Origin of the sequence: Neorhizobium petrolearium, from assembly GCF_029854435.1 — a bacterium.
Lineage (GTDB): Bacteria > Pseudomonadota > Alphaproteobacteria > Rhizobiales > Rhizobiaceae > Neorhizobium > Neorhizobium petrolearium.
This window is the reverse complement of sequence record NZ_CP123000.1, coordinates 1,160,707-1,178,839: the sequence shown is the minus strand read 5'-3', so window position 1 is coordinate 1,178,839 and position 18,133 is coordinate 1,160,707. Positions and strand designations below refer to the sequence as shown.

At 57.9% G+C, this 18,133-nt stretch carries 14 protein-coding genes and 1 pseudogene; 7 read left to right on the top strand and 8 right to left on the bottom strand.

The genetic code is table 11. From position 1 onward, the window contains the following. Positions 1 to 38: 38 nt before the first annotated feature. Entirely contained in the window at positions 39 to 1,418 is a 1,380-nt protein-coding gene (locus QEO92_RS05985) for an enoyl ACP reductase FabMG family protein (protein WP_227702487.1), read from the bottom strand. A 543-nt stretch (positions 1,419 to 1,961) separates the two neighbouring features. Between QEO92_RS05985 and QEO92_RS05980 the strand changes: the two genes are divergently transcribed. From QEO92_RS05980 to QEO92_RS05970, 3 genes are all read left to right on the top strand, one after another. After that, positions 1,962 to 2,390, top strand: coding sequence for a MerR family transcriptional regulator (locus QEO92_RS05980; RefSeq protein WP_037156268.1), 429 nt, complete (start codon positions 1,962 to 1,964; stop codon positions 2,388 to 2,390). Next, positions 2,326 to 2,745, top strand: coding sequence for a carboxymuconolactone decarboxylase family protein (locus QEO92_RS05975; RefSeq protein ID WP_227702486.1), 420 nt, complete (start codon positions 2,326 to 2,328; stop codon positions 2,743 to 2,745). The genes QEO92_RS05980 and QEO92_RS05975 overlap by 65 nt, the downstream gene beginning before the upstream one ends. Positions 2,746 to 3,032: 287 nt before the next feature. Then, positions 3,033 to 4,214 (top strand): MFS transporter, encoded by a 1,182-nt coding sequence (locus QEO92_RS05970; RefSeq protein ID WP_227702485.1) that lies wholly within the window; start codon positions 3,033 to 3,035, stop codon positions 4,212 to 4,214. Between the two features lie 75 nt (positions 4,215 to 4,289). Here QEO92_RS05970 and dctP read toward each other — a convergent pair whose 3' ends face one another. Genes dctP through QEO92_RS05955 form a run of 3 tightly spaced genes read right to left on the bottom strand, consistent with a single transcriptional unit; the run spans position 4,290 to position 7,036 of the window. Continuing rightward, complete coding sequence (dctP, locus tag QEO92_RS05965; RefSeq protein ID WP_037156246.1) at positions 4,290 to 5,258, bottom strand: TRAP transporter substrate-binding protein DctP; 969 nt, start codon at positions 5,256 to 5,258, stop codon at positions 4,290 to 4,292. A gap of 18 nt (positions 5,259 to 5,276) precedes the next feature. After that, positions 5,277 to 6,590, bottom strand: a complete 1,314-nt coding sequence (locus QEO92_RS05960) for a TRAP transporter large permease (protein WP_037156247.1) — start codon at positions 6,588 to 6,590, stop codon at positions 5,277 to 5,279. Continuing rightward, entirely contained in the window at positions 6,587 to 7,036 is a 450-nt protein-coding gene (locus tag QEO92_RS05955; protein WP_052183064.1) for a TRAP transporter small permease, read from the bottom strand. Before QEO92_RS05955 ends, QEO92_RS05960 begins: the two co-directional genes overlap by 4 nt. 208 nt (positions 7,037 to 7,244) lie before the next feature. Here QEO92_RS05955 and QEO92_RS05950 point away from each other — a divergent pair, with 208 nt between their 5' ends. Further along, a complete protein-coding gene (locus QEO92_RS05950; RefSeq protein WP_227702483.1) occupies positions 7,245 to 7,778 on the top strand; it encodes an AAA family ATPase in 534 nt (177 codons plus the stop codon). A gap of 111 nt (positions 7,779 to 7,889) precedes the next feature. Here QEO92_RS05950 and QEO92_RS05945 read toward each other — a convergent pair whose 3' ends face one another. Both QEO92_RS05945 and QEO92_RS05940 read right to left on the bottom strand, forming a co-directional pair. Further along, a complete protein-coding gene (locus tag QEO92_RS05945) occupies positions 7,890 to 9,680 on the bottom strand; it encodes an ABC transporter ATP-binding protein (RefSeq protein WP_227702481.1) in 1,791 nt (596 codons plus the stop codon). A 538-nt stretch (positions 9,681 to 10,218) separates the two neighbouring features. Further along, a pseudogene (locus QEO92_RS05940) lies at positions 10,219 to 11,975 on the bottom strand (peptidoglycan D,D-transpeptidase FtsI family protein). A 436-nt stretch (positions 11,976 to 12,411) separates the two neighbouring features. Here QEO92_RS05940 and QEO92_RS05935 point away from each other — a divergent pair. Then, positions 12,412 to 13,358 (top strand): IS630 family transposase gene (locus tag QEO92_RS05935; RefSeq protein WP_407720929.1). Its coding sequence is split into 2 segments (ribosomal slippage): positions 12,412 to 12,750 and positions 12,753 to 13,358, totalling 945 coding nucleotides; the frame shifts between segments, so codons are not numbered across the junction. Positions 13,359 to 13,479: 121 nt separating this feature from the next. Here QEO92_RS05935 and QEO92_RS05930 read toward each other — a convergent pair. Together QEO92_RS05930 and QEO92_RS05925 are read right to left on the bottom strand one after the other, a co-directional pair. Beyond that, a complete protein-coding gene (locus tag QEO92_RS05930; RefSeq protein ID WP_227702480.1) occupies positions 13,480 to 14,406 on the bottom strand; it encodes a HEPN domain-containing protein in 927 nt (308 codons plus the stop codon). Positions 14,407 to 14,679: 273 nt separating this feature from the next. Beyond that, positions 14,680 to 15,138 (bottom strand): helix-turn-helix domain-containing protein, encoded by a 459-nt coding sequence (locus QEO92_RS05925; RefSeq protein ID WP_052182998.1) that lies wholly within the window; start codon positions 15,136 to 15,138, stop codon positions 14,680 to 14,682. A 420-nt stretch (positions 15,139 to 15,558) separates the two neighbouring features. On the opposite strand from QEO92_RS05925, the gene QEO92_RS05920 reads away from it, so the two are divergent. Beyond that, positions 15,559 to 16,824: an 8-amino-7-oxononanoate synthase family protein gene (locus tag QEO92_RS05920; RefSeq protein WP_227702479.1), complete on the top strand. Its 1,266-nt coding sequence runs from the start codon at positions 15,559 to 15,561 to the stop codon at positions 16,822 to 16,824. 2 nt (positions 16,825 to 16,826) lie between these two features. Continuing rightward, positions 16,827 to 18,128 (top strand): aspartate aminotransferase family protein, encoded by a 1,302-nt coding sequence (locus QEO92_RS05915; protein ID WP_227702478.1) that lies wholly within the window; start codon positions 16,827 to 16,829, stop codon positions 18,126 to 18,128. Positions 18,129 to 18,133 lie beyond the last annotated feature (5 nt).

Genomic DNA, 18,133 nt, shown 5'->3' with positions numbered 1-18,133 from the left:
GCCAAAACACCCAGCTTCCAAGCTAAGCTGGGAAGCCTTCACGCCATCTCAAGGCGCGAGGATTCCATTCCCCGCGCGATAAGCGGCGCGGGAGACTTCGAATGCGTGGGGGAAGCGTTAAGTCGCCGAGCTACGATATCGTGGTTGAGCCACAAGACGGGACCGGAGGGTTCGGAAGATTCGCCAAAAATTAGCTGCCCGGTTGCCTTCACAACGAGACCGCTCAGGAGGTCGCTGATCATCAACTTGCTATCCCGATGCATCTGGGTGATCTCGTTGGACGTGCCGATGGTCAAATCGGCCTGTGCCTGGCTGTTTGCCATGGGCCATGCCGAAAAGTCATAGAACGGACGCATGACCTCGCTGGCCTGCATGTCGGTGATCTTCCGGAAAACATCCTTCATGGTTAAGCCGTCGGCCAGAAGCTGCTGGCAGGCCTGCCACTGTTCGTCTGCCCATTGGCCACCGTTTTCTTTCTTCAACGCAAGCAGCAGCGGTATCAGGGGAAGCTCGATACCCGTGAACACATCGGACGAATTGGTCCGGATTTCGGGACAGTTATAGACAGTTGCCTTGACCCCTGTCGCCCAGGCTTCCTCTGCAATGCCTTCGAGCCGCATCTTCGCATAACCCTGGGTGTAATTGGTGTAGGTCTGCCAACGATAGCTTCCGTCAATGAGGACCGCCGATCCGTGGTAACCATAGGCCGTATATCGTATTTGACCGCCCGAAGCTTCCACGCGCTCGCGGATCGCCGCGCTGAAATCAATGAGATGGCGAAAGGTGTTTGCGGAGACGTCGTCAAAATTCTGCAGGATGAGTTTTCCCAGGTCACTGTCGAGCAAGGTCTGCGACGACATGTGGCGGGTTCCGGTCCCCTTGTAGATTCGATTGGCGACGACCAGGAATACCTTCGCTTTCGGGATGCCCCCGGCCATTGTGTGGGCGAAGAAAACATTGCGGCCAGCGGCGATCATTCCGTCGAGAACGGTCATGACTTTTGAAAGCGACTCCGTAAAACGCGCAGTGGCGATGTCGCGGCATTGCCCGACATAGTCCCAGTCGAGCTTGTCGTGTTCCCAGCTCTCAAGCGTCATCTTTGCCAGGAGATCGGTGGGAGTTGGGCCGTCTGCGGGCGCATCGAGATCGAAACCCGCCATAAGAGGTATGTTGATGATCCTGCCGCCCAGCTGAGCCTCCGCCGAAGACAGTTCCTCGGCATCGAGCGGCCGCAGCGCATTGTTCTCGTCGCGTCGCCCGACGGTGATCCCCACAATCTCCATTCCAGCGCGTCTGGCTTCCTCGAGCAAGCCGGTGGCGTATCCGCGGCCGAACAGTTCGCCGAAGAGTACGAAAACATCGCCTTTACGGAAGACCGTGTTCTCGGAAAGACGATTCAGTGCAACCGGATTTTCCATGCTGTCAGCTCTTTGATTCGTGTCTCGTCGAGCAATGGCTCATACGAGCTTTCGCAAAGACATGACCGCACTGCCACAGAATGGGAACTCATTTTCGGTGACCGTTCATTTCAAAACGTGAAGTCGGTCTCTGTTGTTCCTACAATGCAGCGAAATGCCGAGGCCGTTGGAGATCGGCGCGCCGATACCGAAACGAGTTCGCTGGAAACGCTCGTCCTACGGATGCTTGCGAGGCTATTGACGCTGTCTGAGGCTCATTGTTGGGCGTTCTATCATTGTCGAGTTCACCTATCGTCCGCGTTCCGGAGACCGCTCGAACAGCAGGCCGACAGCTTCCAGGAACTAATGCGGGTGGTGTGAACGACCGGCATGGGGGCGCGAAGCGGATTGCGCCTGTCGGCCCCAAACGGGCATCAGATATCTCGGAAAACGCGGTCGTGAAAGGTTGCATTTTCGCGACACGAAAACGCGTCATTTCTCTATTGACTTAGAGCACACTCTAACCCGTAGCTTTCTGGGCGTCGTGACGAAAGAATGGCGTTGATGAAGATTGGCGAGTTGGCGAAGCGTTCGGGACTGACTGCCTACACTATCCGTTACTATGAACGGATCGGTCTGCTTCCCCATGCCGACAGAGACCAATCGGGCCAACGTGACTACGACGCATCAATCCTGACCTGGATAGAATTTATCGATCGTCTCAAAACGACCGGAATGCCTATTAGGGAAATGCTGCGTTACGCGGCCTTGCGGGAGCGCGGCGTCGATACGGAAGCGGAGCGCGGCGTGTTGCTCGAACAGCACCGCGAGCGTGTACGTGCGCACGTGGCCAAACTAAAAGCCTGCCTTGAAGTCCTCGACACCAAGATTGCCGGATATGCCGGCAAGGAACAAAGGATGAAAGACAATGACGCGCCAATCCACGAACGTCGGCGAAAGCCGGCTGGAACGCGGCAAGCGGGCACTCGCTGAAATCGACGGCGACGCCGGCCACAATGTAATTGCCGCTCTGGCTGACATTGCCCCCGACTTCGCAAACTACGTGTTCGAGTTTTCGTTTGGCGACATTTACAGCCGCCCCGGCCTTGATCTGCGCGCCCGTGAGATTGCGACCATCGCGGCACTGACGGCGATGGGAACAGCGACCCCACAATTGAAAATCCATATTGAGGCGGGTCTGAATGTAGGGTTGACCAGGGACGAAATCACCGAAGTCATCATACAGATGGCGGTTTATGCCGGCTTTCCTGCGGCTCTCAACGGGCTGTTTGCAGCCAAGGAGGTCTTCGCCGCCCGTTTTCCCGTTCAGAAGGGGGAACCGGTATGATCAACCAGGTTTCCGGCGGCAGCAATCTGGCCTTATGGCGCACAAAGGACCCGACGCCGCTGCGAAGACCATGTCTGCGTTCAGGCATGCGCGATAACTGCCTCCATGACCGACATGAAAGCGCTTCTGCGCCATGACAGCCGTCGACCGCAGTCGGCCCCAAACCGGGCTTGCCGTTACGCAGACAAATGCGGTGGTAGTGCCTTTACTATCCTGTCGTCCGACAAAAACATCAACAAAATTGTTAAGTGCCATAAGCGTAGGGCGCTAGGTCCGAATATGCGGGCGTGATACTCGCGGCCATGACCCTATCTGCATCCCCGACCTTCATGTTTCCGCTCATTGCGTTCGGTACAATCCTTGGGATCGCAGGCACCGATCTGGTGCTCCCTGCTGTCCCGACGATGCCGAACGAGTTGGGTGGCACACCAGCTCTGGCGCAGATGGTTCTTGCGGCCTATGCCGCAGGCACGCTTGTGGGGCTGCTGACTTTCGGTGAACTCGGCGCCAGATACTCGCCTCGCAAACTGCTGATCTGGTCTTTGGGCCTGTTTGCTTTCATTTCCATTCTGGCAGCATTCTCGCCTACACTGGAGTGGCTTGTCGCTTTCAGGTTCGCCCAAGGGGCCTTTGGCTCCGGTCCCGCGGTATTTGCGCCCGGTTTCATTCATGGCCTCTACTCTGGTGACAAAGCGGCCGCCATGTTCGGACGGCTCGGTTCGATTGAGTCCCTGACACCCGCACTTGCCCCGATCGCTGGAGCCTTCCTCCTGCAGCTGGGGGGCTGGGAAACATCCTTCCTCGTGCTCGGAGGCCTCGCCGTCTTCTGTGCCGTTGGCAGCGGCGTCTACGCCCAATTGCTCCCGGACCGGCAGGATACCTTCAAAACGCACCGTAGCTATCTATCCATCCTGCGCGATGCCGACTTCCTTCGGCACGGCTTAAGTCAGGCCTTCTCGCTGGCCGGAATCCTTATCTTTGTCTTTGGCGCACCGGCGGTGATGACGGAAGTTCTGGGCGGAAACATCAGAGATTTCATTCTCCTGCAGATTTGCGGCATTACGACCTTCATCCTGGCGTCGAACCTGTCAAGCACGCTCGCCAGCAAGTTCGGAACAGAGCGCATGATCTTTATTGGGACGGCGGCGCTTCTCGTGGGCTTCCTGCTGATCCTTGCCTATGTTGGAATCGGCGGAGGCGGTCTCATCGTACTTGTTCCCCTGTGGATTCTGACGAACGGGGCATTTGGTATCCGGGGGCCGATCGGCTTCCATCAAGCCATCCTTGCCTCGAAGGGCGATCATTCTCGCGGCGCCGCATTGGTCGTGGCGGCGATTCTCGGTTTCACGGCAGCGGGTACCGCTGCCACAGCCTCCTTCCTCAGTTTGGGTTGGTGGCCGCTCGCTATGGCAAGCTGCCTCGCGGCAGCCCTTGCCTTCCTATGCCTGGCGGTGTTTCCGAGAAGCTGAGGCTTGCCTTTCAAAGCAATCCAGCTACCGGACGAGAGCATTAACGATGTCTCGTCCTTTTTTCTGGGCGTTCGCTTACTTGGCGAACAACTCACGCAGCTTGGCGCCCTCAACGGGGCTGGCGGCGACGACGGGCTTCCACCCCTCTTCCTGGGCCATGTCGGTGAAAGCTTTGGCTTTGGTTTCGTCGAGCGCGAACGTGCGAATTCCAGCCTTTTCTTGGCGCTTGAATTCTTCCTTCGCCATATCCCTGTATGCAGCGGACGCGGCTTCCGCCTTGAGCATTTCCTCCTCAAGAACTGCCCTCTGCTCGGCGGTCAGCTTCTTCCAGGTGTTGCCGCTGATATAGATACCCGTCTCGACCTGATAGAAGCCCGGATCAATACGCGCTGCTGTCTTCTCCTGCCAGCCGAGATCGAACACGCCGACGGACGGCCAAGCGTAACCATCAATCGTGCCGCGCTCCAGTGCGGTGAAGACTTCGCCGGCCGCCGTTTGCATCGGAGCGATCCCAAGGCCATCAAAGAAGGCTTTGTAGGTCGGCGCCGAGCGGATCTTCAGACCCTTGAACTCCAGATTGTCAGGATATTTCGACATGTAGATATGGTAGTTCATGTTCTGAACCAGCCGGCCCAACCAGTGGATATTGGCCTTTTTCATATGGATCTCGTCCAGCAGGGCGTAGCCGCCGTTTGAACGCAAGTCGGCCATGGACAGATCCGTCAGCGTCATCGCCAGACCTTCCGGAACCAGATTTGCGTGATAGACGGCAGTCGTGTTGGCAAGGTCGATTACGCCGCCGCGAAGCGCGTTGCCAACCTCGAAGGGAGGCATGGCATCCGGACCGCCAACCAGGTTGATGCGAACTTTGCCCTTCCCGTTCTCATTCACGCTCTTAACAAAGGCGTCGAAAGGCGTGAAAAAAGTCGTGCCCTTCTGAAAAGCGGAGATAGCACGGAGCACGACCTCGTCTGCCGCGGCGGGCACGGCGGCGCTCAGAGTGGCCATCATTGCAAAGAGAGCGGACAGTGCGCGTTTTCTCATGGAGGGTTCCCTTGTTTTCTATTTGAGGAGATTGGGCAGCAAAAGCGTCAGGTCCGGCGCCATGAACATAAGTGCCAGAATGACGAGTTCGATAAGGATAAAAGGAGCGGCAGCACGGTAGATCTTGGGGAGCGCCGTATCGCGGCTAACGCCCTGCATCACCATCAGCAGAATGCCGAATGGTGGCGTCAGCAATCCAAGCTCAATGGCCACCAGCATCATCAAGCCGAGCCAGACCGGCTCGACGCCCGCCGCTTGCGCCAGCGGCATGAAGAAAGGAAGCGTAATCATCATGATCGAGATCTGGTCTATGAAGCAGCCAAGGATCAGGATGATGAGCAGCATCATCGCCACTAAAATGGCGGGGCTTGGGTCGAAAGCTTCGATCAGCCCGATGAAGCCGGTGGTTGCCCCAGAAAAGGATAGAATCTGCGAGAACGTCGTCGACGCCACGATGATGAACAGGATCGAGATGGAAACCTTGGCCGTTTCGACCATCGACTTGATGAAGTTCGCCGGGGTCAGGGTGCGATAGCCCATCGTAGCGATCAAGGCGGCCGCCGAGCCCAGCGCCGCCGATTCCGTGGGCGTTGCGATACCGGCAAGCATTCCGCCTACAACGGCAATGAAAATGCCCGAGAGCGGCAGGACATCACGCACGAACGGCATGATCCGCTCTTTAAGCGGAGGGATCGTTCTGACATCTTCGCGCGGCGCCGAAGATGGGACCATCTGTGCCACGATGATGACGAAGGCCAGGAACGACACCGCCATCAGGAGGCCGGGCATGATCCCACCGATCAGCAATTGGGATATGGAAATGCCCGAGAGCGACCCTAGCATGACCGCGAGCGCCGACGGCGGAATAAGGACGGCGATACCGCCCACTGCCATCGTCGGCCCGAGGGCAAGCGTGGTCGAATAGCCGCGCTTGATCATTTCCTGCGACAGCGTACCGCCCAGCATCGCTGTATTGGCAATCGAAGAACCGGAAAGTGCAGCGAATGCCGTTCCGCCCACGACGGAGACGCAAGACAAACGCGCGGGAAGTCTGACGAGTAGCTTCTCCACCGCATCGATCGCCCTATAGGCAAGACCCGTATGGAAAAGCAGCTCGCCCATCAAAATGAAGAGTGGAATCGGGGCAAGCGCAAAGGAGTTCACTGCGAGCGAGGCATTGCGCGTCAATTGCATCAGGCCGGCTTCGCCGCCCAGGAATATCCATGCACCCACGAGGTTTGCGCCGAGAAATGCGAATGCAACCGGTGTACCGATGGCAAATTGTAGAGCAAGTAGGCCAATCAGTAGAAGAAGTGTCTGCCACCAGATCATGCGGTTTCTCCTGCTTGCAGCAGCTTCGCGAGGAACTCCAGACCGCAGAGGCCAAAGCACCAAATCACCGGCAGCATGAGATACCATTCCGGGAAAACGAGGGTTTTGAAGACCAAGGCGCCGGCCTTATAACTGTCGAGAAGAGTGGCGACGGCGAGCCAGGTGAGGCCGAGCGAGATGACGATTCCGACTACGAAGCAGATCTTGACCATCGCCGACGCTGTGTCCTTGCTCACGACCCGCAGCAGGACGTCCACATTCACATGCCCACTGTGATGCAGCACCCAGGGCGCTCCCGCGAAGGTGCCGACTGTGATGAGATATTCGGTGACCTCGTTAAGCCACGGCCAACTCAAAAGGCCGAGATTGCGTCCGAGAACGTCTAGGATAACTGAAAGAGCGAGCAAGCCGAAGCAGAGTGCTGCGATCGCCCCGGCGAACGCCATAACTCCACTCAGCGCCGCTCTGAACCGAGCGCCGATCATAACAGGTTCACCCACTGGACATGTTTATTGCGGTATAATCCTTTAGGCTTAAAATTTGTCAACGGCAATAATTCTCTGCGAGTCTCTTTGCATGGTAAAGTCGGGCGCAGCGGCATGTTCGCGTACAAAGCCGTCCCATGCTGCTAAAAGACCAGACCACGAGCGTGAGATGTTCATATCCGGAGAAATTCTTATCCTGACTGGAACACCTGGTTCAGGCAAAACGACCGCGGCAAACAGCATCGCGCAACTGCCCGGCGGCCCGAAGGTCCACCTGCATTCGGACGACTTCTGGCATTTCATCAAGGCAGGCTCGATTCCACCGTGGCATCCCGAGGCCCATGCCCAGAATGCAACAGTGATCGATGTGCTGGCCGGGGCGGCCGCCCGCTATGCGAAGGGCGGCTACTTCGTGCTGGTGGATGGCATCATTGGGCCCTGGTTTTTAGACGCGTTCCGAAATATCGGAGCGGTCCTGCACTATATCGTCCTTCGTCCGGATCTGGAGGAGGCAATCAGACGATGCCGCCAACGAGGCGGCGCCTCCCTTTCTGATCCCATTCCAATTTCCGCGCTCCACCAGCAGTTCGCGAATTTGGACGTATTGGAAGGCCATTCGCTGTCGGTCGCAGGCATGAGCGCTGACGAAACTTGCGATTCCATCCGTCAGGCAGTGGAAAGCGGGCGTTTCCGGCTGAGGTAGACCTAAAGTGGTTGAGGGGAGTGTCGTCCGCTCAGAGGGCGCAATCCTGCCGTCGCGCGTTGGAAACGCCAGATGAGTCGGCCCTGGCGTTTCGTTTGTTGAGATGTCGGCCTACGCCACCAACCCCTTGGTCAGTTCCAGCGCCTGCCGCTCGAACAACCGGCGATAGATCCCCTTGTTGAGCCGGATCAGTGCCTGATGGTCGCCTTCTTCGACAATCTTGCCTTTATCGAAGACCAGCAGCCGGTCCAGCGCCCGCACCGTGGAGAGACGATGGGCGATTACCAGCGTTGTGCGGCCGTCCATCAGACGTTCCATGGCCTGCTGGATCTGCACCTCGCTCTCGCTATCAAGGCTCGAGGTCGCCTCGTCCAGGATCAGCACCGGTGCGTCGGCCAGGAAGGCGCGGGCGATGGCGACACGCTGACGCTCGCCGCCCGATAGCTTGACGCCACGTTCGCCGACCATCGTCTCATAGCCCTTGGGAAGGTCCATAATGAACTCGTGCGCATTGGCCTGTTTCGCAGCCTTTTCGATTTCGCGCCGCGAAGCATTCGGCCTGCCATAGGCGATGTTTTCCGCCAGCGTCCGGTGGAACAGGATGGGCTCCTGCTGCACGATGGCGATCTGCCCGCGCAGACTCGATTGCAAGACCTCGGCGACATCCTGTCCATCGATACGAATCGAGCCCGAGTTCACGTCATAGAGACGCTGAATGAGCTTGACGAAGGTTGTCTTACCCGAGCCCGAATGCCCCACCAGACCGACGCGCTCGCCCGGTTTGATGGTGACGGAAAAGTCCTCGTATAGAGGGTTGGGATGAGCGCCGTATTGAAAGGTGACGCGATCGAAGACAATCTCGCCCGCGCCAATCTCGATCGGCACGGCGTGCGGCTTGTCCTCAATGCCGAGCGGCATCTTGTCGAGCAGCACCAGTTCTTCCATGTCGTTGACGGCCCGCTGCAGGTTACGGATGTCCTGACCGACATTGCGAAGATAACCCTGCAGAACGAAGAACATTGCCAGCACGAACGTGATGTCACCGGGTGTGGCCAGCCCCTGCCGCCACATGATCAGGCCCGTTCCCAAAATGCCCGCCTGCATTGTGACCATCATTAAACCCTGGATCGTGCCGCTCGTAGTGCCGCGCTTCCATGTCCGCCGTGTGCGACTGTCCCATCTGGCCAGCTCCTGGCTCAGCCGCGTCTCTTCGCGCTTCTCGGCGCCGAAGGCCTTGACCACCGCATTGCAGCTGATGGCGTCCGCCAGCGCACCGCCGAGCTTGGTGTCCCAGGCGTTGGCAAGTCTTGCGGCCGGCGAAACGAACCCCATGGAAAGCGCCACGGTGACGCAGACATAGATGAACGAGCCCGCCCCCACGACCAGACCCATGATCGGCCAATAGCTGCCGAGTACGATACTCGCGCCGACCAGCATGACGATGGACGGCAGCAGGGCGACCAGCAGCAGATCGTTAAGCGAGTCGAGCGCCCACATGCCGCGGGTGATCTTGCGAACTGTCGAGCCGGCAAAGCTGTTGGCGTGCCAGTCGGTCGAGAACCGCTGCACCCTGTAAAAGCCGTTGTTGACCACATCTGCCATGGTGCGCAACGTCAGCCGGATAATGCCGATGAAGATTAACCAGCGCAGCGCCACGCTGGTCAGGCCCAGCACGACAACGATGACGAAGGCGCTGAGCGCACGATCGGCTCCATTGCCGCCGGCAATGGCATCGACGATCTGGCCGGAAAATACTGGCACCATGACTTCGGTCAGCGTGCTTGCGATCACCAACACGATGATGGCGCCCACGAAAACAGGTCGATAGCTCCAATGATGAAAAACAAAGCCGAGCACCTGGCGATAGGCGTCGGCACGAAAATCGAGCTTCTTGCGAGTCATTGACTTCAGCCCGGCCCGTGTCGGCGCCGGTCCTCAAATCGAGAGTTGAGAGGTACACAGCCCATGCGGGAGACGAAATAATCCCGTGAAATCAATCGGGCTGTGACAAAAGAGAAAACCGCTGGTCGCGCCCGAGGAGGGCCGCGAATGGAAATGACCTAGTGTCGGGTCATTCCGCACGGGAGGTTTTCGACGATCGATACTGTCATTCCAACGCCTCCCTTTGTTCGATCCTAAGCGGTGAGCGGTTTATACCCGAGCAATTCGGTATTGCCAAGCGGTCACCACAACCTGGCGGAAGGTGATGCGCAAACGACACAATTCAGACTGGGAAGGGCAGAATGCCGCTAACGGCCAACGTGCCGGACCTGACAACTGGCCCACAGATGCCATCGCCTCAAAACCAACGCGATGTCTGCTTCGGCAGAGCGAACACCTGCCTCTGTCACCGAAAAGGGGGCATTACCGACCGCCGTACGGGGCTATAAGTGGACACTCGTCATGTCGGAGCAAATCTTCCGTTGTAGGATTAAAGAATTCAGTAGTCCGACAAAGAGTATCTTGCGTTTGGGGAACCAAAACGAGGCTGCACGCCGAGAAGAGGCGCAGCGCGGCTGATAATCGACTTGATCATAGGCGCGGCGGTGGATGCTGCCGTTCGGCCGCCATGTTCACCTGTCTTCGGAGCGTCGATGATCGAAAGCACCACATATTTCGGCCTGTCCATCGGAAATGCTGCGACGAATGCATTGAAGTTGATATCGTTCGCGTACCGCCCGTTGATCACCTTGTCGGCGGTGCCCGTTTTGCCACCCACGTTGAATCCTTCGACTTGGGCGCTCCGGCCGGAGCCTTTCAGGCCATTCCAGGTGTAAAGATAACGCATGTCCGCACTGGTTTTGTCCTTTATGACGGTACGCGACAGCAGTTTCGCCTGCTCGCGACTGCGGCGAAGAAATGTCGGAGGGACAAGACTTCCGCCGTTGATCAATGAAGCGGCGGCGACCGCCGTCTGCAACGGCGTGGTCGCGACGCCATGGCCGAATGAGATCGTCACGGAGTTGATTTTCTTCCATGTGCGCGGCTGGGTCGGCGTTGCGACACCGGGCATTTCGGTTTCCATCTTTGACAGGAGCCCGAGCTTTGCCAGAAATTGCTGATGCCCTTCGATGCCGACCATATCGGCAATTGCGGCCGTACCGATGTTTGATGAATACTGGAAGACTTCCGGGATTGTCAGTGCCCGGTTCTTGCCCTTGAAATCCCTGATCGTGAAGCCGCCCATTCGGATCGGTCGGGATGCGTCGACAACGGAATTCAAGGTTATCTTCTCTTCGTCTAGTCCCATCGCCAAAGTGAAGCTCTTGAATGTCGAGCCCATCTCATAGGTCGCATTGCTCACCCGATTGAGCCAGCCCTTTTCGTATTCCTTGTCCACGTTTCCATCAGGAAGCGTTCGCGACGGTTCGTTCGGATCGTAGTCGGGCACCGAGGCCATCGCGAGGACTTCACCCGTGTCGACATCGAGAATGACCGCACCGGCGGCTTCGGCCTTGTAGGTGGTCATCGCAGTTGCGACCACCTCACGCACGATGTTCTGGACACGAATGTCGATCGAAAGTCTAACGGGCTCCAGCGGCGTATCGCCTGTCATTCCGGCCGCGCGGAGATCCGACAAGCCTTGCTGGTCCAGGTGACGCTCCATTCCGGCGAGACCTTGATTGTCAACGTTCACATGGCCCACGATATGCGATGCGGTAGCACCGCCGGGGTAAAAGCGTCGCTTCTCCGGACGAAAACCGACGCCGGGAATGCCGAGCGCGAGAACAGCCGCCTGTTGCCGAGGCGTCAGCTGCCGCTTCAACCACTGGAAGGCAGTCCCCGAACGCAGCCGTTTGTGTGTTTCGCCCCAATCCAGGTTCGGATAACCTGCGCGAGCTTCTCCACGACCTCGTCCGCATCGACGATGCGCCGCGGGTCCGCATAAAGCGACACCATGTTGACGTCAGTCGCCAGAAGTGCGCCGTTGCGATCGACTATGTCGGGGCGTGATGCAACCACAGTAGGGCTGCCGAGCGAACTGGTGGTTGGGGGATCAGCGATACCATATTGGACAAGCCGAGCGCCAATGAGGAAGAAGACGACCGAAAAACCTGCGATCAAAATCCCCAGTCGCTGACGTGCCTGCCTCCTCCGGCGGACACCGGTGCCAATGAATTCTCCGCGTCCTTCGGCGTCCCGCCGCCTCACTATAAAATGAGCGCGCCTCTTCAATCGAACGACAAAGGAAATCATTGAGGAAATCCATTTAACGCAATAGTCTGGAATGGGCGAAGAATGCCGTTGCTAAAAATTTAATAAACATGCCGATTTGCTCGCGGCAATGAGCGGAGAGCAACCCGCCAGAAACGATCGCTACACGATTAAAGTACAATTAAAGACGTACCATTCTCGGGCTCTGGCATTAACGGTACCAATGACCGCTCCGAGAGCGCGAAGGCGATGGGGTCGCAAAACCGCGCATCGATGGAACGTTCGCTCAAAAGCACTGCAATCCTCCGCCCGTCGAAAAACACGAGGCCGCCTTCGAGCGGCTTTTGACGACCGAACGGCGGCTCTCTGCGTTTTAAGGGAACTAGAGCGGGATGAATTTAGGCGGAATCGGCATGGGGATTCCCTTTTGTGAGCAAATCAGATTCACCATTCAGGCCGGTGCAGGAGGCCGGCCAGGATGGCGAGACCCTTTTCGGATGACCTTAGGGACCGTGTTGTTGGTGCAGTGACGCGCGATGGGCTGTCCTGTCGGGCGGCGGCGAAGCGCTTCGGCATCGGCATCAGCACGGCGATCGATTGGGTACGGCGCTTCCGTGAGACGGGCAGCGCCGCCGCCGGCCAGATGGGCGGGCACAAGCCGCGAGCGATCGCCGGTGAGCATCGGGCCTGGCTAATCGAGCGCTGCCGCGCGCAGGCATTCACCTTGCGCGGGCTGGTCGCGGAATTGGCGGAGCGGGGCCTGAAGGTCGACTACCGCTCCGTCTGGATCTGCGTGCATGAGGAAGGGCTGAGTTATAAAAAAAGACGTTGGTCGCCAGCGAGCGCGACCGGCCCGATGTCGCCGCCCGACGCAGCCGCTGGCTGAAGCATCGCCATCGCATCGATCCGGCCCGCCTCGTCTTCATCGACGAGACCTGGACGAAGACGAACATGGCGCCGCTGCGAGGCTGGGCGCCGCGCGGCGAACGGCTGTTCGGCCAGGCTCCCTTCGGCCACTGGAACACCATGACGTTCATTGCCGCCCTGCGCGTTGATCGCGTCAGCGCGCCCTGGGTCATCGACCGGCCGATCAACGCGACGAGCTTCCTCGTCTATGTCGAAAAGGTGCTGGTGCCGGAGCTCACGCCCGGCGACATCGTCGTGATGGACAATCTCGGCTCGCACAAGGCCGCGGCGATCCGCACCGCCATCCGCAAGGCCGGCGCGCGGCTGTTCTTCCTGCCGCAATACTCCCCCGATCTCAATCCGATCGAAAAGCTCTTCGCCAAGATCAAACACCGGCTACGCGAGGCGCAGGCCAGAAGCCGCAACGCCATCCATGACGCGCTCGCAACCATCCTCCAAACCGTTTCTCCAAAAGAATGCCAGAACTATTTCAACGAGGCCGGATATGAACGGATCTAAAATCATCCCGCTCTAGGCGTGGCATAGCGGCCAGCCGATGATAGGAATCTCACCGGCCGATTACGCATGCACTGCGGACGCCGCGAGAGGCTGGCGTCGGACTTTCCGCGGATCTGGCAGATCATGAATGCCTTGCGAGACGTTCTTCGCAGATGAGGCGAACCAATTTTTGAAGCACCTCTATGCGTTCGATGATCCAGCGAAGCTCTTCTTCTGTTATCTCGAAATGCGGCGAATATCGCGCATCTACGTAGGCGCGATCGAGCCGCTCGAAACAGCGGCGGGCGAATTTGGTGTCTCGCGGCCATGCCTCGATCAGGCGCGCGTCGACCCCCTCGGCCGAAGAGCGTAGGAATTTCAGGCGATGCGACTTAGGCGAGTAGAGGTTCAGGACAAGTAGCGCGCAGTGATAGAGGCGTTCAGCGGCTTGGTGGAAATTGAAGGTGGCCTCATTCACATTGCCTCTTTGCAGTAAAAATTCTGCCGATGCTTTAAAAGCGTCCGCACTTGGATACCAATGATCGAAATATCCCCTTGCTTCTATCTTCGCATCTTCCTGATCCAGCGGCTTCGGTGCCAGGAACGGATGGCCGTCCTTCTCGTAGAGCATGATGCCGTCGCGGATGATGTCGATAAAGAATGGCCGCCCGCGTGCCAGCTGGTCGTTCACGTCCTGCAGCGTGTGAACGATGATGTTGACCGGCGTCTCGATTTCCTTGGTAATCGTCAATTCGCGCAGGAAATGATCGGACACGTCGTGCCATAGATCATTGTCTTCCCCGACGCTCTTCAGGTTGACGACAATGAGAATATCGTAGTCGGAACGGTAACCGCTCTTGCGATCGTCCACCCAGTCGCCGCGGGCGTACGAACCGAAGAGGATGACCTTCAAGATCCGCCCGGCATTCTGCTTTTCGGAAAGCTTCGACTGCTGAGCCGCCTCGAATTCCTCGAAGATGATTTTCAAGGCGCGCGAAAGCTCCCGCTGCTTGCGCTCCGGAAGATGGCCGACGGCCTCGCTATCAGTCACGGGAACACCTGTATCCATTGTCTCCGTCGCTTGTTCTAGTCGATCTGCAGATCCAGAACCTACGCCCTCGTATTCGTCTTCCGTTCAAAATCATGCCTAGCGGAGCATCGGTCAAGCCCGCTCCCAGCGCAGAATGCGAAAGCTTCTACTAGCTCAAATCTCGAATAAAGCGTTACAGGGACACGACATTTATTGGGGGCGCCGAACTCGAAGACAGAAAATCACGTTCGACCGTCCGGACCGGCGAAATGGACAAAGAACTCGCTTATGCGGCCGGTTCGGGGCGCGCGGTCAGGGTTCGCTCGCCGTGGGAGCGATCCTTGCAAGGGTGCGAACCATTCCAAGGATACTGGCCCGCACGGGCATCGGAAGATCCTGGAAGGCGTCGATGAGGTGCTGCCCCTCCACCGTCGAAATATAGGCAAGCCGCGCTGCCCATTCCGGGCTCATGTGACTTCCCTCACCCGCCGCATTCGGCAACGCGCTAAAGAAGAACTCGACCGGAACCTCCAGAATGAGGCTGATCTCGTAAAGAGTTGACGAAGTTACGCGATTGGCGCCGGTTTCGTATTTCTGCACCTGTTGAAACGACATGCCCAATCGCTCAGCAAGTGCTCCCTGCGTCATGCCGAGGTGCGTTCGCCTTAAACGAATCTGCTGACCGATAAGCTGGTCGACGGTTCTCTCGCCAACCTCGGCCGGCAGACCTGTCGATGGGCACTGCGCCCGACGAGCGACTGCATATGTCATGGCAACTCCCTCCAGGAGCAGACAACGTCCGCTACGCGAAACCTGGTGATCGGGGAGTTCGAATGCCGATAGATTCAGCCCCTGCGGCCTTTGGCAAAGCCTGTTTTATACGCCGCAGGCTCCCCGACCATAGAGGAGTGTTGCCTTCCGGTGGCACGGACCGACCTATGGGGATTCGAAGCCCCAAGCAGCCTGCGCTGCTCGACTCCTTTTTAAACTCTCAGATTATTTTTGCAAGCACTGCGAGCAATTCCTGCCAATCTTTCTGTCCCATAGAAGCTCGAATGTTTCCTGTTTTTCCGCTCGCGAAGAGTCGATGGCGCAGAATATTTCCGAAATATATCAGCTGCATAGAATCGATATCATTTCAGTCTTCGAACCTCACCGACTATGCTCGCGTCAGTTGATCTGGAGGCTGAGATGACCGAGAATTCAATTCAGGAGAGAGGTGCTGGTATCTCCGTCACCTCTAGCCGCAACACGCGCGCGATGATCGACAAGGCCGGCCCGCAATTTGATCTCGCATATCAGTCAGGCGTCATGGGATTGTCCGCCAGGCCCATGAAAGAAAGGTTCGTTTCCATTGACCTTGGTGGATCGAATAAATGCGTCCTCGACTTCGTAAGATGCTCCTACCTCGGTCTCGACAACCATCCCGAAATCGTCGCCGGCGCAATCGACGCAGTGACACAATACAAAAGCCTGCATTGGTCCTGCGCTCGCACTCGTCTCAATTTTGCATTGTTGACCACACTTGAGAATGAGCTTGCCGATCTGTTCCAGGCTCGCGTCATCACCTATTCGAGCGTTCTCGCAGCAAACATGAGCGCGCTCCCGCTCATCGCGTCCGGCCATCTTACCGGGAATAAAAAACCGGTGATGGTCTTTGACCGCTTCGCGCATGCGACGCTCGCGTTTCACAAACCGACGCTTGCAGCAGAAACCGCCGTCATCACCATCGATCACAATGACGTTTCCATGTTGGAGCAGATCTGTAAGCAAAATCCCTGCGTCGCCTACATTTGTGACGGCGTTTATTCGATGGGCGGTACGGCGCCGCTCGAGGCCCTTCTGTCGCTTCAACAGCGATATGGCCTTTTCCTCTATATCGATGACGCCCACGGTGTTTCGCTCTTCGGCCGCCAAGGCGAAGGCTTCGTTCGTTCGCAAGTTCCAGACAGCGTTGGTGGCCGGACGATCATCGCCGCCTCACTCGGCAAGGGTTTCGGGGCCTCTGGCGGTCTCTTGATGCTCGGCAGCAACGAACATGAAAAACTCTTCCGCCGATTTGCGATTGCGCATGCCTTTTCCGCATCACTCAATCTTGCAGGCGTGGGTGCCGCGCTTGCCTCAGCGAAACTACATCGCACCGCTGAACTCTTACGCCGTCAGATTTTTCTTGGTGAACGCATCGAGCAGTTCGATCGGCTCTGCAAGACCGACCAGAGCGGACTGCCGCTTCCGATCCGCTTTCTCAAAATCGGCGACGAAACGACTACGATCAGTGCAGCGCGAACGCTGATCGATCGCGGATATTACACCTCCGCCGTCTTTTTCCCAACCGTGCCGCAAGGTGAAGCGGGCCTGCGCCTTTGCTTGTCAGCAAGCCACACCAAAGAGGGGATCGAAGGGCTCTGCCATGCACTTGATGAGGTTCTGCGGCAAGACAAGGAGATAAGGAGATGACGATGAGCCTTTCCCATGCCGCTTATCGGCGCGCACTTAGGGTCATGCCTGGCGGAAACACCCGCACATCCAATTTCGAGAAGCCGCATCCAACCTACCTCGTCTGCGGAAGCGGAGCCTACGTCACCGACGTCGACGGCAGGCGCTATCTCGATTTTCAGAACAATTTTACCACCCTCATCCATGGCTACGGCCATCCCTCAGTCGTCGATGCTATCCGCCGGCAGGCGGGCCTTGGCTTAAGCTTTGCCGGTCCAACCGTCGCCGAAATCGAACTCGCCGAGTTGCTTGTCGAAAGGGTCTCCTATTTCGAACAGATCCGCTTCACCAATACCGGTTCAGAAGCCGTGATGATTGCGATCAAAGCCGCTCGCGCTTACACCGGCCGCGACCTGATCGCCAAATGCGACGGCGCCTATCACGGCAATTACGATGTGGTGGAAGCCAATGTCACGACCCCTCCCCTTGCAGGGACGGAACGGCCGACACCGAAGGGCGAACATTCAGGTGTCGCCCGCTCTGCCCTTTCGGATTGTTTGATCATTCCGTTCAACGATATCGAAAGGACGAGGAAGATTATCGAAAGCGCGGCGGATCGGTTGGCGGCGATCGTCGTCGACCCTTTGCCGTCCCGCATCGGTCTCATTGCGATCAGCGCTGACTACCTCACTTTTCTTAGAAATTTCACGCTCAGGAATTCCAGCCTGTTGATCTTCGACCAGGTTTTAAGCTTCCGGCTCGGCTATGGCGGCGCTCCAGTTGCCAAGCCAAACTTTCCCGATCTCTGCGCGATCGGCAAGATCATCGGTGGCGGGCTGCCGATCGGCGCCGTCGCCGGCCGCACCGATATCATGGCGGTATTTGATCCAGCTCGGGCGGACCGCGCTTGTGTTATCCATTCGGGCACCTTCACCGCCAACCCCCTCAGCATGGCCGCAGGACTTGCGGCAATGACGGCCCTGCCACGATCTGAATTTGACCGGCTGAATGTGCTTGGCGCGCAAGCCCGAAGCCTGATTGCCGAGGCATTCGCGTCTGTCGGCATCAAGGGCACGGTCACCGGCGAAGGATCGCTTTTTCGCCTGTTTGTCGGGCCCGAACAAGTCGCAAGCTACGCCGATACGTTCGCTGCTGCCCATGACCCAAGGCTGAGATCGATTGTCGCGCGTATGCGAGAGCGCAAGGTTCTTTTGTCGTCGATCGGGCTTGGAGCCCTCTCAACCCCGATGACCGGGACCGATATCGCGTATCTTGCTGAAACGCTCGAAGAGGCGCTGCGATCGCTGAAAAGCGAGCCGACTTAAGTCAT

Bases quoted from the DNA above. Each gene is read 5' to 3' on its own strand.
- QEO92_RS05985 (WP_227702487.1), bottom strand. From the start codon at position 1,418: ATGGAAAATCCGGTTGCACTGAATCGTCTTTCCGAGAACACGGTCTTC.
- QEO92_RS05960 (WP_037156247.1), bottom strand. From the start codon at position 6,590: ATGATCTGGTGGCAGACACTTCTTCTACTGATTGGCCTACTTGCTCTA.
- QEO92_RS05925 (WP_052182998.1), bottom strand. From the start codon at position 15,138: ATGACATATGCAGTCGCTCGTCGGGCGCAGTGCCCATCGACAGGTCTG.
- QEO92_RS05915 (WP_227702478.1), top strand. From the start codon at position 16,827: ATGAGCCTTTCCCATGCCGCTTATCGGCGCGCACTTAGGGTCATGCCT.
- QEO92_RS05950 (WP_227702483.1), top strand. From the start codon at position 7,245: ATGTTCATATCCGGAGAAATTCTTATCCTGACTGGAACACCTGGTTCA.
- QEO92_RS05980 (WP_037156268.1), top strand. From the start codon at position 1,962: ATGAAGATTGGCGAGTTGGCGAAGCGTTCGGGACTGACTGCCTACACT.
- QEO92_RS05955 (WP_052183064.1), bottom strand. From the start codon at position 7,036: ATGGCGTTCGCCGGGGCGATCGCAGCACTCTGCTTCGGCTTGCTCGCT.
- dctP (WP_037156246.1), bottom strand. From the start codon at position 5,258: ATGAGAAAACGCGCACTGTCCGCTCTCTTTGCAATGATGGCCACTCTG.
- QEO92_RS05945 (WP_227702481.1), bottom strand. From the start codon at position 9,680: ATGACTCGCAAGAAGCTCGATTTTCGTGCCGACGCCTATCGCCAGGTG.
- QEO92_RS05920 (WP_227702479.1), top strand. From the start codon at position 15,559: ATGACCGAGAATTCAATTCAGGAGAGAGGTGCTGGTATCTCCGTCACC.
- QEO92_RS05975 (WP_227702486.1), top strand. From the start codon at position 2,326: ATGACGCGCCAATCCACGAACGTCGGCGAAAGCCGGCTGGAACGCGGC.
- QEO92_RS05930 (WP_227702480.1), bottom strand. From the start codon at position 14,406: ATGGATACAGGTGTTCCCGTGACTGATAGCGAGGCCGTCGGCCATCTT.